The organism is Comamonas testosteroni TK102 (assembly GCF_000739375.1).
GTDB lineage: Bacteria > Pseudomonadota > Gammaproteobacteria > Burkholderiales > Burkholderiaceae_C > Comamonas > Comamonas brasiliensis.
In genome coordinates this window covers 5518568-5544985 of record NZ_CP006704.1, presented here as the reverse complement: position 1 = coordinate 5544985, position 26418 = coordinate 5518568, and the positions used below count along the sequence as shown (strand labels likewise).

The window sequence follows — 26418 nt, the reverse complement described above, 5'->3', positions numbered from 1 at the left end:
GTCGGCAGGCCAGGGGCATGACACCCCGCAGCGAGGCCGTGGAAGGCGGGGGCCGCCCGGGCGCGCAAGCGCCTCAGGGGTCAACGGTAATACGCTTCGACCGTGCCCTTGAGCTTGATCAGCAGGGGCTTGCCCTTGCGGTCCAGGGTCTTGCCGGCGGGCACCTTGACCCAGCCTTCGCTGACGCAGTATTCCTCGACGTCGAAGCGATCCTTGCCGTTGAAGCGGATGCCGATATCGTGCTCGAACACGGCGGCCACATGGTGGGGGCTGCGAGGGTCAACGGACAGATGGTCGGGCAGTTCGGGGCGGGTGGCTTCGGTCATGATTTCTCGAGAGTCAGGGAATACAGGAGCGCTATTTTCGGTGCAATTGCAAAAGCCTGCCGCCTGTCGCTGCAATGGCGCAGCGCAGGCCATGCGCGGCCATCGGGGCCGCAGGCATAGGCGAGCCGGCCCGACTCGCCTATGCTTGCGCCATGCTCACCGAAGAACAACGCCTGTCCCTGCAGCGCGCCAAGCGGCTGCCGCTGATTTTGCTGCTGCTGGTGACGGCCGGCTTCATCGCCACGGCGCTGGCGGGCTCGCGCTGGGGACTGGAGGGCCAGGCCGTGCCGCTGTGGCTGGTGTGCCTGCGGGCCATCTGCGAGGCCGCCATGGTGGGGGCGCTGGCCGACTGGTTTGCGGTCTCGGCGCTGTTTCGCCACATTCCGCTGCCGCTGGTGGGGCGGCACACGGCCATCATCCCGCGCAACAAGGATCGCATAGGGAACAACCTGGCCACTTTCGTGCGCGACAAGTTTCTGGACGCGCCTTCGCTGGTGGCGCTGATCGAGCGCAACAATCCGGCCCAGGCGCTGGCCGACTGGCTGACGGCTCCCGCCAACAGCCAACTGCTGGGCAGGCAGGTGGCGCGGCTGGCACTGGCCGCGCTGGAGATGGTGCAGGACAAGCAGGTCGAGAAGTTTCTGACCCAGTCGCTCAAGGCCGTAATGCAGCATGTGGATCTGTCGCGTGCGGCGGCATCGCTGCTGTCGGGGCTGACGGCGGGCGGGCGCCACCAGGAGGTGCTGGACGATGTGCTGGCGCGCATCAGCCGCGTGCTGCGCCAGGAGCAGACCCATGTGATGATCGCGCAGACCATCGTGGTCTGGCTCAAGCGAGAGCACCCGATCAAGGAAAAAATGCTGCCCACGGACTGGCTCAGCGACAAGGGCGCCAGCGTGATTGCCAGCGCTCTGGACAGCCTGCTGCAGGACGTGGCCCAGAACCCCGGCCACCGTTTGCGCCAGGCGTTCGACAACTCGATACAGCGCCTGATCGACGGGCTGCAGAACGATCCCGTCTACGCCGAGCGTGTGGAAAAGCTGCGCAACTATCTGCTGCATGACGAGAAGCTGGCCGTCTACCTGCGCGAGCTATGGACCGGCTGGCGCGCACGGCTGGAGCGCGATCTGGCCGACGAGAATTCGGCCATGGCGCGCCGCGCCGCCGTGATGGGGCGCTGGCTGGGCCAGGCGCTGGCGCATGACGAGGCACTGCGCAGCTCCATGAACGAGCGCCTCAAGCGCTGGGCGACGACGCTGGCGCCCGATGTCTCGCAGTTCATCGCCCGCCATATTGCCGACACGGTGCAGCGCTGGGATGCCGGGCAGCTGGCCACGCTGATCGAGGCGCATATCGGCAAGGACCTGCAGTACATACGCATCAACGGCACGCTGGTGGGCGGGGCCATCGGCTTGCTGCTGTTTCTGATCTCGCATGCCGCTGCCCTGTGGCGCAGCATGCTGGCCTGGCTGGGCTAAAGCCTTTTCACGACCAGACCGCGCATGCCGCTGCCGGGCGATGCTGGTTTGAGGTCATGCCAAAGTACTTAACAGTAAAAATTCTTTGGAAGGCCTGTTGGTTGTGGTTACAATGAGAATTATTCGCAACAAGAAGACCTTGCTGCAATCTTTGACTCAGCCAGGCATGCCCATCGAATGGCCGCATGCCGCCATGCCCCGCCGCATGGTGTAGCCAGGACGATCTCTGCGCAGATCGTGATTGCCTTCTTCATCACTCCAACAGCGCGAATGCTTCGCTGACCGGTACCTGCTTTCCGTGGCCCTGGCCATGGGGCGCAGCCTTGCCTGGTCGATGTGCCTTTTTTTCCGAACTCATCATGCAAATTCATGCAGCCGCTGCTGCAGGCTTCGCCACGGCCTGCGCCTCTTCATCTTCCCGTCCTCTGATCACCGTCCGCCGGTCGCTGCGCCCCATGCTGGGCATGGCGCTGGCGGCTGCCGGCCTGCTGACCCACGGGCTGACAGCGGCGCAGGAAAAATCGCTGGAGACGGTGGTGGTGACGGCCTCGGGCTTCGAGCAGGAGATCAAGGATGCGCCGGCATCGATTTCCGTCATCACGCGCGAAGAGCTGGAAAAAGGCAGCTACAACAATCTGCATGATGCGCTGCGCGATGTGCCCGGCGTGAATCTGGTGCCTTCGGACAACAATTCCAACGACATCAGCCTGCGCGGCATGGGCGTGAACTACACCCTGATCCTGGTGGACGGCAAGCGCACCAATACCCGCGAAACGCAGGCCAACGGCTCCACCGGCACCGACCAGAGCTGGGTGCCGCCGCTGGAGGCGATCGAGCGCATCGAGGTGGTGCGCGGCCCCATGTCCTCGCTCTACGGCTCGGACGCCATGGGCGGCGTGATCAACATCATCACGCGCAAGGTGGCCAAAGAGTGGATGGGCTCCATCCGCACCGAAGCCACGCTGCAGGAGCGCTCGTCCTCGGGCAATATCTACCAGAGCAATTTCTATCTGTCCGGCCCCGTACAGACCGATCTGCTGGGCCTGAGCATCTACGGCAACTACAACAAGCGCGGCGAGGACAACATCCTCAACGGCTACAACGACTACGACAACCGCGCGCTCAACGTCAAGCTGGCGCTGACGCCCAACAAGGACCACGACATCATTGCCGAGCTGGGCACGGGCAAGCAGCACTACACCTCGACGCCGGGCAAGACGCTGGCGGCCACGGCTGCACTCAGCGACCGCCAATTCGAGCGCGACAACTTCTCGCTGCAGCACAAGGGACGCTGGGGCTGGGCATCTTCGGACACCTATCTGCAGCAGGAGAAGACGCGCAATCTGTCGCGCGACATGACCATCAAGAACACGGTCTTCAACAGCAGCTGGGTGGCGCCGCTGGGGGCCAGCCATCTGATGACCACGGGCGTGAGCTACAACGAGCAGGACCTGACGGACACCACCACCAACACCTTGCCCAATGCCAGCCGCACCCACATCAACCGCAGCCAGTGGGCCGTGTTTGCCGAGGACGAATGGCGTCTGCTCAAGGACTTCGCACTGACCGGCGGCCTGCGCTACGACCATGACAGCCAGGCCGGCGGCCAGGTCAGCCCGCGCCTGTATGGCGTGTGGAATCTGGCCCCGCAGTGGACGGTCAAGGGCGGTGTCTCCACGGGCTTTCGTGCGCCGTCGCTGCGTCAGACCGTGGGTGACTGGGGTCAGAGCAGCCGTGGCGGCAATATCTACGGCAACCCCGACCTGAAGCCCGAAACCTCGCTGACCAAGGAAATCGGCGTGCTCTACGACAGCGGCGCCGGCACCACGGCAGGGCTGACGGTGTTCGACAACAAGTTCGAGGACAAGATCACCCGCGTGGCCTGCCCCAGCTGCGGCCCGCTCAACAGCTCGGGCCGCGTGCCCACCACGAACATCAATGTGGACAACGCCATCACGCGCGGCCTGGAGGCTTCGCTGGGCACCCAGCTGAGCCGGGCGCTGCGCCTGAAGACCAACTACACCTTCACCAAATCCGAGCAAAAGAGCGGCGAGTTTGCCGGCATGCCGCTGAACCAGCTGCCACGCCATCTGTTCAATGTCTCGCTGGACTGGAGCCCCACGGCCCAGCTCAACGGCTGGCTCAAGGCTTCCTACCGCGGCGAGGAAAGCGCCCCCACGGGCGGAGCGTCCTCGGGCAGCTTCACCCAGAAGAGCTACACCATGCTGGATTTGGGCGGCTCCTACAAGCTCAACAAGACTGTCACGCTGTACGCGGGCATCTACAACCTGATGGACAAGCAGGTCATCTATGACGGCGTCAATTACGACACCGTGCTTGATGGCCGCCGCTACTGGCTGGGCATGAACGTCAAGTTCTGATCCTGGTCATCGCAGCCCGTTGCCGCAATCCGCGGCAAGGGCTGCCGGTCTTTCCTCTGTCTCCGCTTTTCAAGGTACTTCATGCAACCACTAACCAGCCGTCGCGCCACCACCGTGGCCCTGCTGATGATGGCCGGCGCCGCCTGGGCGCAAACGCCGCAGGCCCTGTCGTCTGCGACCCTGCCCGCCCGAATCCAGGTCCAGCATGCCCGGGGCGTGACCGAGCTGCCCCAGGCTCCCCGGCGCGTGGTGGTGTACGACCTGGCTTCGCTGGACACCATGCAGGCGCTCAAGCTGCCGGTGACGGGCGTGCCCAGGGCCCATTTCCCCACCTATCTGGCCAGCTATGCCGATGCCCGTTACCAGGTGGCGGGCTCGCTGTTCGAGCCGGACTACGAGGCGCTGAGCCGCATCCGCCCCGATCTGATCGTGGTGGCCGGCCGCTCGGCCGGCAAATACGAAACGCTGAGCCGTATCGCGCCCACGCTGGACCTGAGCACCTCGGGTCATGACTTGCTGGGCGATATGCAGCGCAATGTGACCGCACTGGCCAGCCTGTGGGGCAAGCAGGTGCAGGGCGCGCAGCTCATGCAGCAGGTGCGCAGCGACGTGGACGCCACCCGCGCTGCCGCGGCCAAGGCCGCGCCAGGCCTGCTGGTGCTGGCCGTCAACCGGAATATGAGCGGACAGACGCCGGGTTCGCGCTTCGGTCTGCTGCATGACGTGCTGGGCATCAAGCCTGCCCTGCCCGCAGATCCGGCGCAGGCGCGCGGCATTGCGCTGAAGATGGAAGATATCGCCAGGATTGACCCCGAATGGCTGTTCGTGATCGACCGCAATGCGGGCACGGGCAGCACCAAGGACAAGGACGGCAAGCCGGTCGTGCCGTCGCGTGAGCTGTTCGACAACGACACCATCAAAAACACCCGTGCAGGCCGCAAGCAGCAACTGGTGTTTGTCGATCCGCAGCTTTGGTATTTGCTGGGCAGCAGCGGCCCCCAGGCCATGCAGGCCAATGCGCAGCAGATTCGCGCCGCGCTCGAACGCTAGGCTTTTTGAGAGAGCATCAATTTAATAGCTGCTTTGGCCAATAAACAAAGGGTTTCAATGCATAAAAGCATTGAAACCCTTTGTTTTCATGCGCAGCAAGCTATCAAAAGTATCAGGCAGCGGGCTCCGAAGGCTCGGGCGGCAGCAGCTGCTTGCCAATCAACTGCCAGGCCTTGGCGGCATCGGCCTGGCCTGCGAACAGATGGCAGCTGGCGGCAGTCATGGCGATGCGGCCATTTTCGGGCTCCAGGTCAAAGGCCAGCTCGCATTGCGCTGCGGCGTTGGCCCACATCAGCAATGCGCTGCGGTTTTCTTCCTTCTGCAAGGCATGGGCCTCGGCCATCCAGGCCTGTGCCAGACGAAAGGCGGCTTCCGGCTCGTTCATGTCGGCCTTGTGCGCCAGATAGAACTCCTTGCCGGCGGCCTGCCAGAATGCGCGGGCCTGCTCGAAGTCCTGTGTGGCAATCTTCTGGGCCTGCTGCACCAGCGCGTTGCCGGCCTGCAGATGGGCCTGATAGGTGGATGCGTCTTGATCTTGGGACATGGCGCTTATTGTCCTCATTGCCTGGCCTTGCGGAGCGCGACCGTGCGCATCTCCCCTGGACGGCCCCGGGGCATTGCCGCCGGCTTGCCGCTAGTAGCGGAAGTCCAGCTGATGCGGGCCCTTGCCGATCTCTGCCGCCTGGGTCTTGCTTACGCCCTCCCTGGTGGTGGCGGTGATCTTGTAGCTGCCGGCAGGCAGCTGTACCAGGCAGACCGGGCCGTTGGCCGTGAAGCGGCTGCTGTCCTTGCCGGAGCTGACCTCGACCGCCACATTGGCCAGATAGGCGCCGTCCTTTTGCGCAAACAGCAGCGACAGCGGGTAATCCTTCATCGCGGCGCGCATGAGCGTGGATTCGTCCTCGCCGATGCCGCCGCAGCTGTAGCGCAGCGCGCCGGCCTGCTGCATATCGGGAATCCGGCCTTGAGCCAGGGCGGGCAGGCCGAGACCGGCACTGGCGGCCAGAACCAGGCAGGCAGCGTTTCTCAAGCAATGCATGGTGTTTCCTTTCAGCGATACACGGGCGGCCATCTTGCGGCCTGACCGCGCAGCTCCATGTCATCCCTGCTCGGCGCTGCGTGTGGGCCTCATCGGCTTTTACGCCCGGTTGCCGGATGAAACAGGCGCCGGTGCTTGTGCATCCTGGCCCGCAGGCAGGCTCAGCCCGATGCTGGTGACAGAGCGGTCGGAGTACGCAAACGCCTGTCCGCCATGCATGCGCGCGATCGCGGCCACGATGGACAGGCCCAGGCCGTGGTTGCGATCGGCCTGGCTGCGGGCTGCGTCCGAGCGGTAGAAGCGGTCAAACAGTCTGGGCAGATGTTCTGCGGCAATGGCCTGGCCCTGGTTCTGCACCGCCAGCGTGACCTGGCCGGCCTGCGGCATGCTGATCTGAATCTCTATGCAGCTGCCCGGCGTGGCATAGCGCGTGGCATTGCCCAGCAGATTGGACAGTGCCCGGCGCAGCAATCGCGCATCGACCTGAGCCTGCGCATCGCCCTGCACCCGCACCTGCAGATCGGCCTCCTGCAGCGCGGCCTCGTGGTACTCCACCACTTCGTCCGCGAGGCTGGCCAGGCTGGCCACCTGGATGCGGTGCGCGCTTTCGCCGCGATCGGCGTGAGAGAGAAACAGCATGTCCGCCACGATGCCGGCCATGCGCTGCAGATCCTCCAGATTGGAAGCCAGGATGTCGCGCAGCTCGCCCGCATCGCGGGGCTTGCGCAGAGCCAGCTCGCAGCTGCTGATGAGCGTGGTCAGCGGGGTGTTGAGCTCATGGGCCACATCGGCGTTGAAGGCTTCCATCTGGCGGTAGGCCACGGCCAGCCGCTCCAGCAGCGCGTTGAACTGGGCAATCAGCGGACGCAGCTCCTGGGGCTGGTTGCTGTCGTCGAGTCTGGTCTGCCAGTCACGGCTCAGATCCTTGGCACCCAGTTGCCGGGTCTGCTCCACCAGCGAATGCAGAGGCGCCAGCCCGCGGCGCACCAGCCAGGCGCTGAACATCGACACCAGCAGCGCACCGCTGACGGCAGCCAGGCCCAGAATCCAGGCCAGCTGGCGCAGCAGGGCATCGTCGGGGCGGCGGTCCAGCATCAGCAGTACCTGCACGACCTGCTGCTCCTGCTGATCCACATGGGCTGGCAGCACGACGCTGAAGCTGCGCCGGGCGCTGTGAACATCGTCGAGGGGCTGGTGCAGTTTCTCGAACAGCAGCGTGCCGTCGGTATAGCTGACGCGGATCGACATATCCTCGTGGCCTGTGAGGAAGTCGGACAGCATGTGCTGCATGCTGGAGGCGGAGCGATTGGCACGCGCCTGTTGCAGAAGATGGGTGACCGTGACCTGCTTTTGCTCCAGGCTTTCCTGCTGGCGCTGTGCCAGGGCCAGCCAGCTGCCCCAGTACACGGCCACGCAGACCAGACCCAGGCCCAGCATGGTCTGCAGGGCCAGCGAGCGTGACAGCCGCCGGCTCAGGTTCGGGATCCGGGCTGCGCAGGAAGGAGTGGAATCAGTGGTCATGGTGGCTGCTATGCTGGACGATTGATTGTTTGCGGAGGAAGAAACCATGAGTCCTGCCAATGCCATCCTGAACCACCATGCCTTCTTGCAGGAGATGTACGAGGACAGCTATTTCCCCGAGGAGCTGGTGCGCAAGGGGGAGGATATTCTGCGAGAACTGTGTCTGCAGATCGATCAGCAAAAGCCGCAGAATCTGGAGCAGCTGTATCGCTTGAGCCATGCGGCGACCGAGCGCTTCAACGATCTGCAGCAGGCGTTCGAAGAGCAGGGCAGCGAGATGGAGACGGCGGCACGTGAATGCATTGCGGCTGATTTCGAGGCCATTGCCAGGGCTTATGGATTTGCAGATGCGGATGTGCAAGAGCTGATCGCCCCACGCGAATGGTAGGCGCCGGGGCTCAGGCCTCGGGGCGCAGCTCCAGCACATAGCCCATGCCGCGCACCGTGTGCAGCAGGGGCTGCTCGAAGGGCGCGTCGAGCTTGAGGCGCAGGCGGCGCACGGCGACCTCGACGACATTGGTTTCGCTGTCGAAGTTCATGTCCCAGACCTGGGAAGCCAGTTCGGTGCGCGACAGCACCTCGCCCTGGCGCCGCAGCAGCAGGCTCAGCAGATTGAACTCCTTGGCCGTCAGGTCCAGCCTCTGTCCCGCACGCGTGGCGCGGTGGCGCAGCAGATCCAGCTCCAGATCGGCCATGCGCAGCACCGTGGCCTCGGGCGTGGCCTGGGCCTGAAGGCCGCGGCGCAGCAACGCATGAATGCGGGCCACCAGTTCCGAAAATGCGAAAGGCTTGACCAGATAGTCGTCGGCGCCTGCCTGCAGGCCTCTGACGCGGTCTTCCACCTGGGCGCGGGCCGTGAGCATGAGTACCGGCGTCTGGCGCGACTGGCGCAGGGCGGCCAGCACGGCCAGACCATCGATGCCGGGCAGCATGCCGTCCAGAATGATGAGATCGTAGGGCTGCTCCGTGGCCAGGTGCAGGCCGTCGATGCCGTTGTGCGCGGCATCGACCACAAAGCCTTCCTCGCCCAGGCCTTTTTGCAGGTACTCGGCGAGCTTGGTTTCGTCTTCGATGACTAGAAGCTTCATGCCGCAGATTGTCGAGCAAGTCGGCCGCTGGCGAAGATGACAAATTTGTCATCTTGAGGTCAGAACCCTGTGGGGGCCACCACGCTAGATTTGCCCCGCCTGTACAGGACTGCCAACCGAGGGGCTGGCATGCAGGCGGAGCATCACCATGACATTCATCACCAAGGCGGCCGCTGCGTTGCTGGGCAGCGGCCTGGGCCTTTTCGTGCCCTGCAGCTGGGCGCAACAGCCTGCGCCCGTCACGGCAGTGGCTGCCGCCCCCATCAGCCTGCAGGCCGCGCTGGCACTGGCCATGGAGCGCAACCCCGGTCTGCGGGCGGCGGCCCAGGCCCTGGCGGCCAGCGAAGGGGCATTGATTCAGAGCCGTGCCAGACCCAATCCCGAGCTGGCCTATTCGCAGGAAGACATGCGCCGCGAAACCCGCTCCATGACGCTGCAGTGGAACCAGTCCATAGAAATCGGCGGCAAGCGCGAGGCCCGTATGAAGGCGGCCGAACATGGCCGCGAGCTGGCCCGGGCCGAGCTGGAGGCCGCCCAGGCTGGCCTGCGTGCCGATGTGCGCACGGCTTTTGCCAATGTGCTGGCTGGCCAGCAACGCGTGCAGCTGCATCAGAAGACGCTGGAGATCGCCAGCAGTGCCCGCGATGCCGCGGCCAAGCGCGTGCAGGCGGGCAAGGTGGCGCCGCTGGAGGAAACCAAGGCCCGTGTGGCCGAGAGCAGTGCCGAGCTGGCGCTGGCCCAGGCGCGCTCCGGTCTGCGTGTGGCGCGTCAGCAACTGGCAGCGCTGTGGGGAGCGCAGCCTGCGGCATTTGGCAGCGCGGTGGGTGAGCTGGCGCAGCTGCCGGTACTGCCCGATGAAGGCCCGATGCTGCAAAGGCTGGAGCATTCGCCGCAGATGCTGCGTGCGCAGCAGGCCGTCTTTCAGGCCAGGTCCGTCGCAGAGCTCGAGCGTGCCAAGCGTCTGCCCGATCCCAGCGTGAGTCTGGGCATGAAGCGTGCGCAGGAAGTGGGCCGCAATCAGCTGGTGGTGGGTATCTCGGTGCCGCTGCCGATTCTGGACAGCAACCGCGGCAATCAGCTGCAGGCGTTGCGTCTGGCCGACAAGGCCGAGGACGAACTGCTGGCCACCCGCCAGCAGATGCATGCGCTGCTGCAGCAGCAGCGCGAGCAGCTGCAGACCAGCCGGGCCCAGGCCGAGCAGCTCGCGCAGCAGGTCTTGCCGGCCGCCGAATCCGCTTACGAAGTCGCTGCCAAGGGCTTTGCCCTGGGCAAGTTCAGCTATCTGGAAGTGCTGGATGCCCAGCGCACGCTGGCCGAGGCACGCAGCCTCTATCTGGAGCAACTGGTGGCCACCCACCAGGCGGCCGCCGACATCACCCGCCAGCTGGGCGATGTGCCCGGTCTTGAGTAAGAACACGCATCATGAATTCCACCTCCCCAAAGCCCCGTCGCACGGCGATTGCGATTGCCATCATTCTGGCGCTGGGCGCGGCAGCTGCCGCCGCCATCGTCTACGGCACCCGGCCAGCGGCCGTGGAAGGCCAAGGCCATGAACATGGCGCTGCAGAAAAAGGCCATTCCCATGAAGAAAAAGAGCATGACCATGGCAGCGAAGCCGGGCATGCCGAGCAGAGCCCGGGCAAGGGCAAAGCCGCTGCCGAGGCCGACCATGCCGATGAGGAAGAAGGCCTGCTCAAGCTCGATGCCGAGCGGGCCCGGGCGGCGGGCGTGAGCCTGGCCGAGGCCAGCCCTGCATTGATTGCCGGCACGCTGCAGCTGCCCGGCGAGATTCGCTTCAACGAGGACCGGACGGCCCATGTGGTGCCCCGTGTGGCGGGCGTGGCCGAAAGCGTGGCGGCCAATCTGGGACAGCTGGTGAAAAAGGGCCAGTTGCTGGCCACTTTGACCAGCCCTGCGGTATCCGAGCAGCGCAGCGAGCTGATGGCGGCGCAAAAGCGCCTGGCGCTGGCACGCACCACCTATCAGCGCGAAAAGCAGCTGTGGCAGGAAAAGATCTCGGCTGAGCAGGACTATCTGCAGGCTCAGCAGGCATTGCGCGAGGCCGAGATCGCATCCGCCAATGCGCAGCAGAAGCTGGCTGCGATCGGTGCCGGATCGGGCACTGCCGGGGCTTTGAACCGCTTCGAGCTGCGCGCGCCCTTCGATGGCGTGGTGGTGGAAAAGCACCTTGCCGTGGGCGAGGCCGTGCAGGACAGCACGGCCGTGTTCACCATCTCCGATCTGCGCTCGGTCTGGGCCGAAATGAAGGTCGCGGCCAGCGATCTGCCGTTTGTGCGCGTGGGCGAAAAGGCCACCGTGCACGCAACGGCCTTCGAATCCCGGGCCACGGGAGTCGTGGCCTATGTGGGCGCGTTGATCGGGCAGGAAACCCGCACCGCCCCTGCGCGCATCACGCTGGACAACCCGGACGGCATCTGGCGCCCGGGCCTGTTTGTGAATGTGGAACTGACGGCAGCGGGCCAGCAGGCGGCGGTGGCGGTGGCCAATGCGGCCATCCAGAAGATCGACGGCGACAAGCCCGTGGTGTTTGTGCCGGTAGCCGGCGGCTTCAAGGCTCAGGCTGTGAAGCTGGGCAAGGCCGACGGCCAGAGCACCGAAGTGCTGCAGGGCCTGAGCACAGGCCAGCGCTATGTGAAGGACGGGGCTTTCGTGCTCAAGTCCGAGCTGGGCAAGGCTACGGCCGAGCATGTGCACTGATTAGCCACCCCCTGAGGCGCGGCGCGCCTTCCCCCAAGGGGGACGAGGCCCCGCTGCGAGGCGGCTCTTGCTCGGTGTCTCTGGTTTGGATTGCGCCAGTGTGACAGGGCAGATGAAGATATTTGGAGTTTGAATGTTTGAGCGCATCATCCGCTTTGCCATTGCCCAGCGCTGGCTGGTCATGCTGGCCACGCTTGCCCTGGTGGGCCTGGGTATCTACAACTACCAGCGCCTGCCCATCGATGCCGTGCCCGACATCACCAATGTGCAGGTGCAGATCAATACCTCGGCGCCCGGCTATTCACCGCTGGAGACCGAGCAGCGCGTCACCTTCCCCATCGAGACTCTGATGGCCGGCCTGCCGGGGCTGGACCAGACGCGCTCGCTCTCGCGCTACGGCCTGTCCCAGGTGACCGTGGTGTTCAAGGACGGCACGGACATCTACTTCGCGCGCCAGTTGGTGAACGAGCGCATGCAGCAGGCACGCGATGCGCTGCCGGCGGGTGTGGCTCCCGCGCTGGGGCCTATTTCCACGGGACTGGGCGAGATCTACCTGTGGACCGTGGAGGCCGATGACGGTGCCACCAAGCCCGACGGATCGCCCTATACGCCCATGGATTTGCGCGAGATCCAGGACTGGGTCATCAAGCCCCAGCTGCGCAATGTTGCGGGCGTGACCGAGATCAACTCCATTGGCGGCTTTGCCAAGGAATACCTGGTGGCACCCCAGCCTCAGAAGCTCGCGGCCTATGGTTTCACGCTGGCCGATATCGTTGCAGCGCTGGAGCGCAACAACGCCAATGTGGGCGCCGGCTATATCGAGCGCCAGGGCGAGCAGTATCTGATCCGCGCACCGGGACAGGTGGGCGGCATTGCCGATATTCGCGAAGTCATCGTGGGCTCGGCGCAAGGCCAGCCCATCCGCGTGCGCGATCTGGCCGACGTGGGCCTGGGCCGCGAGCTGCGCACCGGTGCAGCCACGGACAACGGCCGCGAAGTGGTGCTGGGTACGGTGTTCATGCTGATTGGCGAGAACAGCCGTGCCGTGGCCCAGGCCGTTCACGAGCGCATGCAGGTGATCAACAAAAGCCTGCCGCCCGGCGTGAAGGCCGTGACGGTCTACGACCGCACGAATCTGGTGGACAAGGCGATTGCCACGGTCAAGAGGAACCTGATCGAAGGAGCGGCGCTGGTGGTGGCGATCCTGTTCCTGTTCCTGGGCAATCTGCGCGCCGCACTGATCACGGCGCTCATCATTCCGCTTTCCATGCTGTTCACCTTCACGGGCATGGTGCAGATGCGCGTCAGCGCCAATCTGATGAGTCTGGGGGCGCTGGACTTCGGCATCATCATCGACGGCGCGGTGGTGATCGTGGAGAACTGCGTGCGCCGTCTGGCCCATGCACAGGCGGCAGCAGGCCGGCCGCTGAGCCGCAGCGAACGCTTCGAGGAGGTATTTGCGGCAGCCCGCGAGGCCCGGCGCCCGCTGCTGTTCGGCCAGCTCATCATCATGGTGGTCTATCTGCCCATTTTTGCGCTCACCGGCGTGGAAGGAAAGATGTTCCACCCGATGGCGCTGACGGTGGTGATTGCGCTGCTGGGTGCCATGCTGCTGTCCATCACCTTCATTCCCGCCGCGATTGCGCTGTTCATGGGCGACAAGGTGGCCGAGAAGGAAAACCGCCTCATGGGCTGGGCACGCCGTGCCTATGCACCGGTGCTCGAAAAAGTCATGCATGCGCCAGCCGTGGTGCTGACGGCGGCAGGTGTCATCGTCGCGCTGAGCCTGCTGCTGGCCACACGCATGGGCAGCGAATTCGCGCCCAATCTCAACGAAGGCGACTTCGCGATCCAGGCGCTGCGCATACCGGGCACCAGCCTTACGCAGTCGGTGCAGATGCAGATGCAGCTCGAGAGCGAGCTCAAGAAGCAGTTCCCCGAAATCGAGCGCGTGTTCGCGCGGACTGGAACGGCCGAGATCGCATCGGACCCGATGCCGCCCAATATCTCGGATGGCTACATCATGCTCAAGCCGCGCGAGCAATGGCCGGATCCGGCGCGCTCGCGCGACGATCTGCTGAGCGCCGTGCAGGAGGCCGTGGAAGGGATTCCGGGCAGCAACTACGAGTTCTCGCAGCCGATCCAGCTGCGCTTCAACGAGCTGATCTCTGGCGTGCGCAGCGATGTGGCCGTCAAGATCTTCGGCGATGACATGGCCCAGCTGGAGAAGTCTGCGCAGGCCGTGGCCGCGATGCTGCAGAAGATCCCCGGTGCCTCCGAGGTCAAGGTCGAGCAGACCACGGGCCTGCCCATGCTCACGGTGCAGATCGATCGCGAGAAAGCCTCACGCTACGGCCTGAACATGGGGGATGTGCAAGACGCCATCAGCACGGCTTTTGGCGGACGCGAGGCCGGCACGGTATTCGAGGGCGACAGACGTTTCGCCATCCAGGTGCGCCTGCCCGAGGCCATGCGCAGCGATGTGGACGGCATAGGCCGCCTGCCGATTGCGCTGCCGCGCGGCGGCGACGGGCGTCTGGGCTTTGTGCCCCTGTCATCCGTGGCGACGGTGGAGCTGGCGCCGGGGCCCAACCAGGTCAGCCGCGAGGACGGCAAGCGCCGCATCGTGGTCAGCGCCAATGTGCGCGGTCGCGATATCGGCTCCTTCGTGGCCCAGGCCCAGCAGGAGCTCGAAGGCATTGCGCTGCCGGCCGGCTACTGGACGCGCTGGGGCGGAACCTTCGAGAACCTGGAGTCCGCACGCAAGCGCCTGATGATCGTGGTGCCCGTGGCGCTGGCCCTGGTGTTCACGCTGCTGTTTGCCATGTTCGGCAACGTGCGCGACGGTCTCATCGTCTTTACCGGCATTCCGTTTGCCTTGACGGGCGGTATTGCAGCGCTGTGGCTGCGCGGCATTCCACTGTCCATTTCGGCGGCCATCGGCTTTATCGCCCTATGCGGTGTGGCCGTGCTCAACGGCCTGGTCATGATCTCCTACATTCGCAGCTTGCGCGAGCAGGGCATGGATCTGGAACAGGCCGTGACCGAAGGGGCGCTCACGCGCCTGCGCCCCGTACTGATGACGGCCCTGGTGGCGTCGCTGGGCTTTGTGCCCATGGCGATTGCCACGGGCACAGGGGCCGAGGTGCAGCGCCCGCTTGCCACGGTGGTGATCGGCGGCATTCTCTCGTCCACCGTGCTGACCTTGCTGGTGCTGCCGTTGCTGTATCGGCTGGGATACGGAAAGCGGCAATAGCCGCGCAAGCGCCAGCGTTCTGACTGGCGTTGCGATGTTTCTTGCAGAGGGCCGACGTGGGTGCGTCGGCCCTTTTTGCGTGGGGCTTCGCGCTGAAGAGGGCTCGCGAGCTTCGAACGCCGGAGCCATGCGAGCAAACGGACTGAAACACGGACGTCATCGGGATGACATGAGCTTTTCCTAGATTCTTGCCGGTCGAAACCTGTCGACATCCAAGCGAAAGACTCCATGCAAAACAAGCGTTTGATCAAGGCGCTGGCGCTCGTCTGCCTGACGGCCGCCACGCTGGCCGCCTGTGGTGGCAGCGATGACAGCCCGCCTGCTCCCACGAACCCGACCAATCCCACGAACCCCACGAACCCCACGAACCCCACCGAGCCGGCCAAGCCGGAGATGCGCTGTGCTCCCTGAGCACGGTGACAGACAAGGCTTCAACATGATTTCGCGACGCAATCTTCTGCAGGCTGGCAAGAACGCTGCCTTTTCAGCTGCCGCACTGGCCGCCTTTCCTCCCAGCATCCGCCGTGCGCTGGCCATTCCCGCCAACAATGTCACGGGCACGGTCATGGACGTGCAGCATGTGGTGATCCTGATGCAGGAAAACCGCTCCTTCGATCAGTACTTCGGCACGCTCAAGGGGGTGCGCGGCTTCGGCGACCGCATGACCATTCCCGTTCCCAATGGCCGCAAGGTCTGGCAGCAGGAGCGAGCCAACGGCACGGTGATCACCCCCTATCACCTGGACGGTACGGCCAACAATGCGCAGCGCGTTTCCGGCACCCCCCATTCCTGGCTGGACAGTCAGCAGGCCTGGGACAACGGCCGCATGTCGCGCTGGCCCGTGGCCAAGACGGACACCTCCATGGGCTATTTCAAGGAGCAGGAGCTGCCCTATCAGTTCGCGCTGGCCAATGCCTTCACGATCTGCGATGCCTACCACTGCGCCATGCACACCGGCACCGATGCCAACCGGTCCTTCCACATGACGGGCACCAACGGGGCCATGCCCCAGAACGTGGCTTTCGTGAATAACGAGTGGGATGCCATCAATGGCGTGACCAGCGATGCCACCACCGGCTATACATGGAAGACCTATGCGGAGCGGCTGCAGGAGGCCGGAGTGAGCTGGATCAGCTATCAGAACATGCCTGACGAGTGGGGCGACAACATGCTGGGCGCGTTCCAGAGCTTTCGTCGCGCCAATCTGGCTTCGGGCTTTCCTGTCTCCAGTGGCGGCGCGCCCAATGCACCGTATACCAACACCGGCCAGGCTTTGCCCTACCATGCCTATGACGCGGCCAGCGACGACGCTGCCAACCCGCTGTACAAAGGCGTGGCCAACACCTTGCCCGGCAATCAGCCCGAGGAGTATCTGGACGCCTTCAAGCGCGATATCCGCGAAGGCAAGCTGCCCCAGGTGTCCTGGGTCAACGCGCCGTCCATCTATTGCGAGCACCCCGGCCCATCCAGCCCGGTGCAGGGCGCCTGGTTTCTGCAGGAAGTGCTGGATGCGCTGACGGCCAATCCCGAGGTCTGGAGCAAGACCGTGCTGCTTGTCAACTTCGATGAGAACGATGGCTACTTCGACCATATGCCTTCGCCCTTGGCACCATCGCAGAACGCCGACAAGAGCTATGCAGGCAAGACCACGCTGCCGGAGGCCGATCTGCAGGCCGAATACTTCACGCATGGCGCACCGGCCGGCAGCCGTAGCCAGCCTGCCCCCGATGGCCGTGTCTACGGCCCCGGGCCGCGCGTTCCGCTGTATGTGATCTCGCCCTGGAGCCGCGGCGGCTGGGTCAACTCGCAGGTGTTCGACCATACGTCGGTGCTGCGCTTCCTGGAGGCCCGCTTTGGCGTGAAGGAGCCCAACATCAGCTCGTTCCGCCGGGCGGTTTGCGGCGATCTGCTGAGCAGCTTCAATTTCAAGACGCCGAACAACGAGACCCTGCCCGTGCTGGCCGGCCGCTCCACGCGCGATGTTGCCGACAAGCTGCGTGCCGATCAGCAAAAGCTGCCCGCCGTGCCCGTGCCTCGCGATATGCAGCTGCCTTTGCAGGCCGGCGGTACACGTCCGTCGCGGGCCTTGCCCTACGAGCTGCATGCCAGTGCGCGCTGCCAGAGCAACGGCCCGGTGGAGCTGGTGTTTGCCAACACCGGCACGCAGGCAGCCGTCTTCCATGTCTATGACCGTTACAAGCTGGACCGCACGCCTCGCCGCTACATGGTCGAAGCGGGCAAGATGCTGTCCGATACCTGGGATGCCGTGCGCGACAACTTCGGCAAGTACGACCTCTGGGTGCTGGGCCCCAACGGATTCCATCGCCACTTCAAGGGCGACCTGAATCGCCTGGGCAGTGTGCAGGCCGCCCCCGAGGTGCGGGTCTGCTACGACATCGCCAACGGCAATGTCTATGTGGATCTGATGAACAAGGGCGCGCAGGCTGCGGTGTTCACCATCACGCCCATGGCCTACCGCAGCGACGGCCCGTGGACGGTCGAAGTTGGCGCCGCCGCCAGTGCCGAGAGGCACTGGGAGCTGAAGGCCAGCGGCCAGTGGTATGACTTCGCCGTGACCTGCGACAGCGATCCGGCGTACTACCGGCGCTTTGCGGGCCGCGTGGAAACCGGTCAGCACACGGTCAGCGACCCTGCCATGGGAGAGGCATAGCAGCCACGCCTTGGCCGTCCCGTCCGGCATGCTCCATTGGCCCTAACATGGCTGTCTTGTATGACGATGGATGCATGCCATGACTTTCTCCGTGCTGCACGACCTGGTTGAAGATCTGCGCCATGCCCGGCCCACGCTGTGGGCCGGGCGCAGCGATGCAGAACAGTCCTCGCAGGTCATAGACGCGGCCCAGGTTCAGCAGGCCGTAGAGCGCTTCGAGCGTTTTGCGCCCCTGCTGGCGCGGCTGTTTCCCGAGCTGCAGGTGGCTGGCGGGCGCATTGAATCAGCGCTGCAGCCGGTGCCGCAGATGCAGCGGGCGTTGCAACTGCCCGAGCAGATGGGCCGACTCTGGCTCAAGGCCGATCACAGCCTGCCGGTGGCGGGCTCTATCAAGGCGCGCGGTGGCGTGCACGAGGTGCTGGAGTACGCGGAGCGGATCGCCTTGCAGCACGGCCTGCTGGCTGATGGCGACTATCTGCAACTGGCCGCCGATGCCGCGCGTGCGGTGTTTGCCCGCTACCAGGTGGCGGTAGGCTCCACGGGCAACCTGGGCCTGTCGATCGGCATCATGGCCTCGGCCCTGGGCTTCGAGGCGGTGGTCCATATGTCAGCCGATGCCAAGGAATGGAAAAAGCAGCGCCTGCGTGCGCGTGGCGTGCAGGTGGTGGAGCATGCCGGCGACTATGCCCAGGCCGTGGCTGCGGGCCGCGCGCTGGCCGACCGGGACCCTCACTGTCACTTTGTGGATGACGAGCATTCGCTCTCGCTGCTGCTGGGCTATGCGGCGGCGGCTCCATACCTGGTCGCGCAGCTTGCACAGCACCAGCTTGCCGTGGACGAGACGCATCCCTTGTTTGTCTACCTCCCCTGCGGCGTGGGAGGCGCGCCTGGCGGCGTGGCGCTGGGTCTGCAGCAGGCATTCGGGCCGCATGTGCATTGTTTTTTTGCCGAACCCGTGCAGTCGCCCTGCTTCATGGTGGAGATGCTGGCCGGTGCCTCGGCCCTGCCGGGCCTGGGCGCCCATCCCTCGGTCTATGCGCTGGGCCTGAACAACCGGACCGAGGCCGACGGCCTGGCCGTGCCGCGTGCGTCGGAGCTGGCTGCCGACGTGGTGCGTGGTTTTCTCGGCGGCGTGTTCACGGTGGCGGACGAGACCCTGTTTCGCCATCTGTACCTGTTGCAGGACAGCGAGGGGCTGCAGATCGAGCCATCGGCTGCAGCGGGCTTTGGCGGTCCGCGTGCCCTTCTGGAAAGTGCTGCGGGTCAGGACTATCTGCAGCGCCAGAAGCTGCAGGCGCATATGGCGAACGCCACACATATCGTCTGGACCACGGGCGGCCTGTTTGTTCCGGGCGATGAGTACGCCCGGTTTCTGGCGCGCGGGCGCGATGTGACGAACTGAGCGCCTTACCGGGTTATTTGGGCCTTGGCGCCATGCCTGCTTCGCTCATCAGCACCAGCAGGCTGCGGTTGAAGTCCTCCACCACCAGCAGCCGGCCCGCATGGTCGATACCCATGCCCGTGGGGCGCCCGGCGGGGCGCAGACCGGGTTTGGCATCCCAGTTGCTCAGCCACTGAATGGGCTGGCCCGAGGGCCGGCCCTTGCCGTCGCGTGCAAAGCCCACGAGGCGCTGGCCCTCGGCCCGCTGTCCATGCCAGGCCACCAGCAATTGCCCTCCAAATGCACTGCCGATCGGTGTCGCCAGCATTTGCAGCGGAGCCACATGGGCGGGCCAGAGCATGTGCGGTGCTTCGGTCTTGCTGCAGTCGAAGCGCTTTTCATAGCCTTGCGCGCTCTGGCGTGCGCCTATGCAATAAGGCCAGCCATAGTCGGCACCTGCGCGCAGCAGGTTGAGCTCCTCGGGCGGCTGCTTGGGATCGCGGTAGTCGATATTGTTCTCGCCCTGCCAGATCGTGCCCGCCGCTGGGCCATCGGGCATCACGGCCAGCGCCATGGAATTGCGCAAGCCGCTGGCAAATGGCTTGAATTCCTTGACGCTCTGCGGGCCAGGCTGCAGCACCATGCGCCAGACCGCAGCGCGCGGCATGGCCGCGCTGCGCTCGGGGCAGGGAACGGGTTGCTTCTGGTCCTCACTCCGGCAGGCGTCGGTGGCCGAGCCCATGTTCACGTAGAGGCTGCCGTCCGGCGCAAACGCCAGCTCCTTGAGCAGATGGGCGCCGTCGGCTGGCAGGCCGCTGGCCAGCATCTCGGGCTGCGGCGTCTGGCCGAGAGCGGGCACTGCAGCCCGCCATATCTTGTCGGCCTCGCCGATATAGACCTTACCGTCAGGTCCGCGCACCATGCCCGAAGGATAGTTGAGCCTGCTCAGCAGCACCCGGGCTTCCACGGCCTTGGCCGTGGTGTTGGCATTGGCGGCAGTGGCGGAGTCAGGAGGCAGCCGAAGCTCGATCAGCTGGCCCACATGGGGCATCCAGTTGCCCATGTCCAGCACCCAGATGCGGCCAGGCGCAATTTCCAGCACGCGACGCGGAAAGCGCAGGCCGTGGGCTTCGTCGGCAATCAGGCCCACGCAGGTGCCGGCGGGGCTGGTGATGGCCAGGCGCGGATAGATGCCGCATTTGCCGGTGGAGGTGTAGCCACGCGCCTGTGCGGGCTGGGGCGCAGCCAGCGTCAGCAGTGCCGGGGCCAGCAGCAGGCCCAGCGTCTTACCGATGGAAGAGATCATCGAACGGCTCCACAAATGCATTCAGCAGCCGTGATCTTGCCATGGCCGGACTTCAGAACGTGTTTGCGGTCTCTACGCAGCCACGTTGGAGCGCAATCGGGATGAGTTCGAAGCGATGGCCCGCCGCTTGCACCGGGGTGCAAGCAAGAGACAGCGCGTAGAAATCGCCCGATTGCGCTCCAACCCTTCGGGACAGTGTCTTTGCGGGCGGTCTGCGGCGTTGCGAATCCTCGCAATAGCAGAACTATTGCTGCGGTATCGCGCCTGGCATCCCATCCCGCAAAGCCTCTGTCGTGGCGCGAGGAGATCGCAAGCACGTTCTCAGAATCGCGGCAGCTCGGGATGGGCGATCTGGCCGCCGCGCACCAGCATCTTGCCGTACTCTGCGCAGCGGTTGAGCGTTGGAATCACCTTGCCGGGGTTGAGCAGGGATTGCGGATCAAACGCTGCCTTGAGCGCGAACATCTGAGCGTTCTCGGCCGTGGTGAACTGGGTGCACATGCTGTTGAGCTTTTCCACTCCGACACCATGCTCGCCTGTCACCGTGCCGCCCATGGCCACGCTGGTTTCCAGAATGTCGGCACCGAACAGCTCGCAGCGGTGCAGCTCGTCGGGGTTGTTGGCATCGAACAGGATCAGGGGATGCAGATTGCCGTCGCCCGCGTGGAACACATTGGCGCAGCGCAGCTGGTACTTCTTCTCCATCTCCTGGATCGCGAGCAGGATGTCGGCCAGGCGCTTGCGTGGAATGGTTGAGTCCATGCACATGTAGTCGGGGCTGATGCGCCCGCTGGCGGGAAAGGCATTCTTGCGCCCGCTCCAGAAGCGCAGGCGCTCTTCCTCGCTCTCGCTCACGGTGATGGCCGTGGCTCCGGCGTGGCGCAGCACTTCGCTCATGCGGGCGATCTCTTCTTCCACCTCCTCGGGCGTGCCGTCGCTCTCGCACAGCAAGATAGCTTCCGCCGTGAGGTCATAGCCGGCACGCACAAAATCCTCCACGGCGGCCGTCATGGGCTTGTCCATCATTTCCAGCCCGGCCGGAATGATGCCGGCCGCGATCACTGCGGCCACTGCGTCGCCGGCTTTGCGCACATCGTCGAAGCTGGCCATGATGCAGCGCGCCAGCTGGGGCTTGGGCACGAGCTTGACCGTGACCTCGGTTACCACGGCCAGCATGCCTTCGCTGCCTATCATGACGGCCAGCAAGTCCAGTCCGGGGGTGTCGAGTGCATCCGAGCCGAATTCGACGGGCTCGCCTTCGATGCTGAAGCCCTTGACCTTGAGCACGTTGTGCACCGTGAGTCCGTATTTGAGGCAGTGCACGCCGCCCGAGTTCTCGGCCACATTGCCACCGATGGTGCAGGCGATCTGGCTGCTGGGGTCGGGCGCATAGTACAGACCGTAGGGGGCAGCGGCTTCGCTGATGGCAAGGTTGCGAACGCCGCATTGAACCAGGGCCGTGCGGCTGTAGGCATCGACGCCGAGGATTTTGTTGAACTTGGCCAGCGACAGCGTCACGCCCATGGGGTGGGGCATGGCGCCGCCCGAAAGTCCGGTGCCCGCGCCGCGCGCAATGACGGGAGCCGCGATGGCATGGCAGGCCTTGAGCACGGCCTGCACCTGTGCATAAGTCTCGGGCAGGCAGACCAGCAGCGGGCGCTGGCGGTAGGCCGTCAGTCCGTCGCATTCATAGGGCGTGGTGTCTTCGCTCTGATAGAGCAGGGCATGCGCCGGCACATGGGGGCGCAGTGCCGCCAGCACCTCGGCCTGGCGCGTGGCGCGCTCGGACGGCTCGGGCAGGTGATGTGCTGCGTTGGCCGCCGTGCTGGAGGTGGCGACGAGATCGGTGAATGTGCTGGCGGACGTCATGCCTGCAAATGTAGGGGATGCGCCCGCGCCTTGGTGTGAGCTTTATTGCAAAGCTGCTTGAAATGCTTTGCGATGACAGTCATGAAAGCTTTTGAAATGAGAGCATTAAACGCTTTATGGGTAAGCGATTGAGACGATTTATTCTCTGAAATGGCCGCCTGCGTCGATCATGGTCAACCCGACATAGCTGGAGCCGCTGCGTGGCGGCGTGAAGCGCAGGTGCATGGCGCCGTAGCGAACCTCCCCCATGGCGTCGAGTGCGGCAGTCAGGCTCGCACGCTGATTGGAGGGCGTGGCCTTGCGCAGCGCATCGAGCAGGGTGCGGGTGTTGAGAAAGACTTCCAGCCCCAGGCAGGAGGCTGGCGGCATGCCTGGCTGGCCGACGAGTTGCTGGTAGTCCCTGATGGCCGGGATCGCGCCCTTCCAGGGACTGGGCACCAGGGTGGTGAAGGCGATGCCGCGCGTATACGGCCCCAGCCCTTGCACCACGGCGCGATTGGCCTGAGCGGCCAGGTTGTAGAACGGTGCGGTGACATGGGCCTGCCTGGCCATGCTGATCAGACCTATGGTGGCCGGAGCGCCCGCCAGCACGATGACGCCCTGGAGATCGGGCTGGGCGGCCAGCTGCCTGGCCAGCTCCGGGGTATTGGCGCCCGATGCTTCCACGGCCAGTGTGATGACGGGTTTGAGGTCCTTGGCGGCAAAGGCGGTCAGGGCAATCTGCAGACTGTCTTTGCCGAAGCCGTCGTTCTGATGAACGATGGCGACTCGTCGCAGACCTATGGTCTGCATTTGCTGCAACATGGCCGCAATTTCGGCCTGAGTGCTGGCGCGCAGCGGGTAGACGAATTGGCTTGGCTGCTGGCGCATGCTGCCGGCCCCTGCAATCACCCCCACCAGGGCGGTCTGGCCCTGCTGTATCTCGGGCTGCATGGCGGCGCAGCTGGCCGTTCCCCAGCAGTTGAGCAGGGCCACGGCCCCTTCCTGGATCAGCTGGCGTGCATTGCCGGCGGCGCGCTGCGGTTCGTAGCCATCGTCCAGTACTTTGAGCGTCAGAGGCTTGCCCCCCAGTCCGCCGAGCTTGTTGAAAGCCTCCACCTGGGCCTGCATGATGCTCAGCCCTTCCTTGCCGGCCTCGGCCTGTGCACCGGACAGCGGCAGGCTGGCACCGATGGTGACGGGGCTGTCCTGCGCATGCAGGGGCAGGGCGGCAATGCCGGCGGCCAGAAGCCAGGCGCAGCGCATTGGGGTTGGCATAGGTCTCCTCCTCGTTGTTGTGAGCCCATGGTGGGAGGGGGAGCAGGCCGGCGATAGAGGGCAACTGCGGCAATGTCTGCACGCAGCGACGTTACGCAGTTTTGACTCGCATGCGGGATACAGGCTTGACCTGTATCAGCCCACGGCCTTGCGTCGTCAGCTGCTTTCCAGTACCCACAGCCGCTTGCTGGCGCGGGTCATGGCGACATAGAGCAGATTGCGCTGCGGGTCGTTCGCATCGGAGGAGAAATGCCTGGCATGGACGAAGGGCACGGCCACATAGTCGTATTCATGGCCTTTGCTGCGCTCCACCGTGAGCAGCTGCAGGCTGGGTTTTTCCTGGCGCTGATGCTGTGCGATGCTCGACTGGACCATGAGGCTGAGACGGCCCAGGAATTCATCGACGGTAAGCCCGGCGCAGATCTGCGACAGCGCTTGCAGGCTGGCCAGGCATTGGCGCAGCTCCTCCCGGCTGATGGCGGCCTGGGCAAAGAACTGCTGCAGCAGCGGATGGCGGCACAGCTGTCCAGCATCGGCGCACTGCTCGGCGGGAAGGGCCAGCAAGCGGGCAGCGGCAGAGTCCGGTGCGATCTGGACGGCAAGGAAACGGCGCATGGCACTCTGCCGTCCCATCAGTTCGGCTGCGATGCGCAGCGTGTCGGACTCCGGCGGGGCTTCGCCCAATGCACTCATGTCGAACAGGCCGTTGGCCAGCAGATCCCGGTCAGGTGGACTGGCATGGCGCACATAGCGCATCAGGCCTTCGGCGGCGCTGTTCAGAATGCCTTGCGAGAGCCGGGCGGTACCGCTGCAGCCGGGCATGGCCCACAGCATGGCCAGCACCAGGGCGATTTCACGGCGCTGGTAGAAACGCTGCATGCCTTTGCAGGCATAGTGCACGCCTTCGTGGGCGAACAGCCATTCAAGCCGTATCGAATCTTCGGGCGAGCGCAGGATGACGCGCAGCACGGCGGGCGGGTCCTGCGGTTTGCGGGGCAGACGGGCCACGGTGGCATGGATGTCCAGCAACTGCCGCGCGCAGTCCTCATCATCGCCACGGCGATGTTCGAACCAGGCCGAGGCATTGCGGTAATGGGCTTCGAACTCCACGCCGAAGAGACGGTTCAGTTCCTGGCAGATGAGGGGGCCGAAGCGATAGGTGGTGTTGAGCGTGGCCTGGCCGGTGCCTGCGGGCAGCTCCTGCAGTATGCGTTGGGCGCTGTCGCCAAAGATGGAGGAAGCGCCCGGCAGAATGTGCTGGTTGAAGTCGCCGACACCGATGAAGCGGCCGTTGCCGCGTGCCAGATGCCGCAGCACCAGCAGCGCTGCCTCGTCCAGGTCCTGCAGCTCGTCGAACAGCACGGCCTCGAAGCGGCCCTGCAGCAGCGTAAAGCCGGCATCGAAGTCCAGTGCGGCCAGCTGGCAGGCCAGCGCGTAGGTGCAGTCGCCGGGTGCATAGAACAGCGGCTCCTGGGTGGGGCCCGAGCGCAGCCGCTCATAGCTGCGCAGCAGCCGGTACAGGCCGTAGTCCAGAGCGTTGTCGCGGCAATATGCCAGCGCTCCGAGGCCGCTGGCGTCGATGTCGAGTTCCAGCATGCGCTGCTTGGCCTGGGCCTCGAAGGCGAGGAAGGCGCTGATGTCCAGCGGGCGTGCGAAATAGTCGGACAGCTCGGGGATGTCGAGCTCGGCATGCCGTTCGGCCTCTTGCAACAGCGCCTCATGCGCCTGCTGGATGAGCAGGTTCTTCTCCAGGGCAGAGGAGAGCATGGGCACGGGGTCGCCCTGCTCTTCGAGTAGGCGGGCGCAAAACTGCTCCAGAGTGAGCAGGTGCAGGCCTTCGAGGTGGACGGCGGTGAGCCGGTCCAGGCGTGCCTGAATGGCCTTGATGCCGGCCTCGGAGTAGGCCAGCATCAGCACCTTGCGCGCGCCCTGGGTGCGGATCAGGTCGACGGCCTTGATGGCCAGCGTGGTCGTCTTGCCCGTGCCGGCCAGGGCGCGGATGAGCAGCGACGACGCTTCGCTGTTGAGTGCCTGGTTCTGGTCAAGGCCGGGGTACAGCCTGGGCTGCAGGTTCATGCCGTGAGTGCTCCATCTTCGTTATCCATCGCGCGGCCTGTGCAACGGGCTGCGCCGCAGCGCAGCCGACGGGTCGCCGCTCAGCCCATGGCCTTGCGCAGCCACTCTGCGAAGGCTGCGCATTCCCAGCGATCCATGATGCCGGTCTTCCAGCACAGATAGTGTGCGTGGGGGCTGGGAGCATCGACATCGAACAGGCGCACCAGTGTGCCGTTTTCCAGCCAGGGGGCTCCGAGCTTGTGGCGTACCAGGGCAATCCCCATGCTGGCCGATGCGGCGTCGCACATCAGGCCGATGTCGTTGAACTGAGAGCCTTCGTTGGGTTCGGCCATGTCGAGGCCGGTCGCGGCGAACCAGGTGCGCCAGGGCTCCAGCGGGCTGCGCAGCAGCGGCATGCCTTCCAGGTCGTCCGGGCGCTCGAACGGTCCGTGCTCGCGGATGAAGCTGGGTGAGGCCAGCGGTGTGACGGTGTCGCGGGCCAGTTCGATATGCTCCACGTCGGCATAGTGGCCGGCGCCGAAGCGCACCATCAGGTCGGCGTCCTCACCGATCACATCCAGCAGCGGAATCGAAACCTGCAGCGCAATGTCGATTTCGGGATAGGCCTCGGTGAACTGGCGCAGGCGTGGAATCAGGATCACGCGCGCAAATGTGGGGGTGACGGCCAGTTTCAGGCGTCTGCGTCCGGGCGAGGCCGATGCTCCGGGGAAGCGCTGCAAGGCGCCCAGGCCTTCGCGCACATGGGCCAGATAGGAGCTGCCGTCCGTGGTCAGCGAGAAATCCGTGCGGCCAAACAGGCGCGCGCCCAGAATCTGCTCCAGCTGCTTGACCCGGTGGCTGACGGCGCTGGGCGTGACACACAGTTCCTCCGCCGTCAACGTGACCGAGCGCAGCCGCGCCAGCGCCTCGAAAGTGAGCAGGCACTGTATTGGCGGAATCCGCCTGGCCGTAATGCTGTTCAAGGAGCCGGGGCTGCGGGTCATATGGTCAATCCCAAGCCC

At 65.1% G+C, this 26418-nt stretch carries 20 protein-coding genes; 10 read left to right on the top strand and 10 right to left on the bottom strand.

Annotation, left to right across the window (positions count from 1 at the left end; genetic code table 11):
- Positions 1–80 precede the first annotated feature (80 nt).
- Complete coding sequence (locus tag O987_RS25095; RefSeq protein WP_003050615.1) at positions 81–326, bottom strand: DUF3297 family protein; 246 nt, start codon at positions 324–326, stop codon at positions 81–83.
- 152 nt (positions 327–478) lie between these two features.
- On the opposite strand from O987_RS25095, the gene O987_RS25090 reads away from it, so the two are divergent.
- From O987_RS25090 to O987_RS25080, 3 genes are all read left to right on the top strand, one after another.
- Positions 479–1804, top strand: a complete 1326-nt coding sequence (locus tag O987_RS25090) for a DUF445 domain-containing protein (RefSeq protein WP_043376982.1) — start codon at positions 479–481, stop codon at positions 1802–1804.
- A gap of 359 nt (positions 1805–2163) precedes the next feature.
- Positions 2164–4185 carry a ligand-gated channel protein gene (locus tag O987_RS25085; protein WP_043375470.1) on the top strand — a complete coding sequence of 674 codons (2022 nt, stop codon included), beginning with the start codon at positions 2164–2166 and terminating at the stop codon, positions 4183–4185.
- A gap of 81 nt (positions 4186–4266) precedes the next feature.
- The gene (locus tag O987_RS25080) at positions 4267–5235 is read left to right on the top strand and encodes a siderophore ABC transporter substrate-binding protein (protein ID WP_003050623.1); all 969 of its coding nucleotides are present in this window, start codon (positions 4267–4269) and stop codon (positions 5233–5235) included.
- 112 nt (positions 5236–5347) lie between these two features.
- Here the strand turns inward: O987_RS25080 and O987_RS25075 are convergent, their stop codons facing one another.
- The 3 genes from O987_RS25075 to O987_RS25065 all read right to left on the bottom strand — a co-directional run bounded on the left by O987_RS25075 (position 5348) and on the right by O987_RS25065 (position 7795).
- Positions 5348–5779 (bottom strand): hypothetical protein, encoded by a 432-nt coding sequence (locus O987_RS25075; RefSeq protein ID WP_003050626.1) that lies wholly within the window; start codon positions 5777–5779, stop codon positions 5348–5350.
- A gap of 90 nt (positions 5780–5869) precedes the next feature.
- The gene (locus O987_RS25070) at positions 5870–6274 is read right to left on the bottom strand and encodes a hypothetical protein (protein ID WP_003050630.1); all 405 of its coding nucleotides are present in this window, start codon (positions 6272–6274) and stop codon (positions 5870–5872) included.
- 99 nt (positions 6275–6373) lie between these two features.
- Positions 6374–7795 carry a heavy metal sensor histidine kinase gene (locus O987_RS25065; RefSeq protein WP_043375468.1) on the bottom strand — a complete coding sequence of 474 codons (1422 nt, stop codon included), beginning with the start codon at positions 7793–7795 and terminating at the stop codon, positions 6374–6376.
- Positions 7796–7841: 46 nt separating this feature from the next.
- Between O987_RS25065 and O987_RS25060 the strand changes: the two genes are divergently transcribed.
- Complete coding sequence (locus O987_RS25060) at positions 7842–8183, top strand: DUF5713 family protein (RefSeq protein ID WP_034377416.1); 342 nt, start codon at positions 7842–7844, stop codon at positions 8181–8183.
- A 10-nt stretch (positions 8184–8193) separates the two neighbouring features.
- Here O987_RS25060 and O987_RS25055 read toward each other — a convergent pair whose 3' ends face one another.
- The gene (locus tag O987_RS25055) at positions 8194–8883 is read right to left on the bottom strand and encodes a heavy metal response regulator transcription factor (RefSeq protein WP_003050636.1); all 690 of its coding nucleotides are present in this window, start codon (positions 8881–8883) and stop codon (positions 8194–8196) included.
- A gap of 148 nt (positions 8884–9031) precedes the next feature.
- On the opposite strand from O987_RS25055, the gene O987_RS25050 reads away from it, so the two are divergent.
- From O987_RS25050 to O987_RS25025, 6 genes are all read left to right on the top strand, one after another.
- Positions 9032–10294 carry a TolC family protein gene (locus tag O987_RS25050; protein WP_043375466.1) on the top strand — a complete coding sequence of 421 codons (1263 nt, stop codon included), beginning with the start codon at positions 9032–9034 and terminating at the stop codon, positions 10292–10294.
- Between the two features lie 11 nt (positions 10295–10305).
- A complete protein-coding gene (locus O987_RS25045) occupies positions 10306–11601 on the top strand; it encodes an efflux RND transporter periplasmic adaptor subunit (protein ID WP_043375465.1) in 1296 nt (431 codons plus the stop codon).
- Positions 11602–11734: 133 nt separating this feature from the next.
- On the top strand, positions 11735–14857 hold the full coding sequence (locus tag O987_RS25040) for an efflux RND transporter permease subunit (RefSeq protein ID WP_019043130.1): 3123 nt from the start codon (positions 11735–11737) through the stop codon (positions 14855–14857).
- A 228-nt stretch (positions 14858–15085) separates the two neighbouring features.
- Entirely contained in the window at positions 15086–15268 is a 183-nt protein-coding gene (locus O987_RS25035; RefSeq protein ID WP_043375463.1) for a hypothetical protein, read from the top strand.
- 25 nt (positions 15269–15293) lie between these two features.
- Positions 15294–17528 (top strand): phosphocholine-specific phospholipase C, encoded by a 2235-nt coding sequence (locus O987_RS25030; protein WP_200879579.1) that lies wholly within the window; start codon positions 15294–15296, stop codon positions 17526–17528.
- A 70-nt stretch (positions 17529–17598) separates the two neighbouring features.
- Positions 17599–18930, top strand: coding sequence for a D-serine ammonia-lyase (locus tag O987_RS25025; RefSeq protein ID WP_034377308.1), 1332 nt, complete (start codon positions 17599–17601; stop codon positions 18928–18930).
- 13 nt (positions 18931–18943) lie between these two features.
- Here the strand turns inward: O987_RS25025 and O987_RS25020 are convergent, their stop codons facing one another.
- From O987_RS25020 to O987_RS25000, 5 genes are all read right to left on the bottom strand, one after another.
- The gene (locus O987_RS25020; RefSeq protein WP_043375457.1) at positions 18944–20215 is read right to left on the bottom strand and encodes a PQQ-dependent sugar dehydrogenase; all 1272 of its coding nucleotides are present in this window, start codon (positions 20213–20215) and stop codon (positions 18944–18946) included.
- A gap of 321 nt (positions 20216–20536) precedes the next feature.
- Positions 20537–22084, bottom strand: coding sequence for an FAD-linked oxidase C-terminal domain-containing protein (locus O987_RS25015; protein ID WP_051962258.1), 1548 nt, complete (start codon positions 22082–22084; stop codon positions 20537–20539).
- A gap of 138 nt (positions 22085–22222) precedes the next feature.
- Positions 22223–23341 carry an ABC transporter substrate-binding protein gene (locus O987_RS25010; protein WP_043375455.1) on the bottom strand — a complete coding sequence of 373 codons (1119 nt, stop codon included), beginning with the start codon at positions 23339–23341 and terminating at the stop codon, positions 22223–22225.
- Between the two features lie 156 nt (positions 23342–23497).
- Complete coding sequence (locus O987_RS25005) at positions 23498–25417, bottom strand: UvrD-helicase domain-containing protein (protein WP_043375453.1); 1920 nt, start codon at positions 25415–25417, stop codon at positions 23498–23500.
- 80 nt (positions 25418–25497) lie between these two features.
- Entirely contained in the window at positions 25498–26400 is a 903-nt protein-coding gene (locus O987_RS25000; RefSeq protein ID WP_003050675.1) for a LysR substrate-binding domain-containing protein, read from the bottom strand.
- Positions 26401–26418 lie beyond the last annotated feature (18 nt).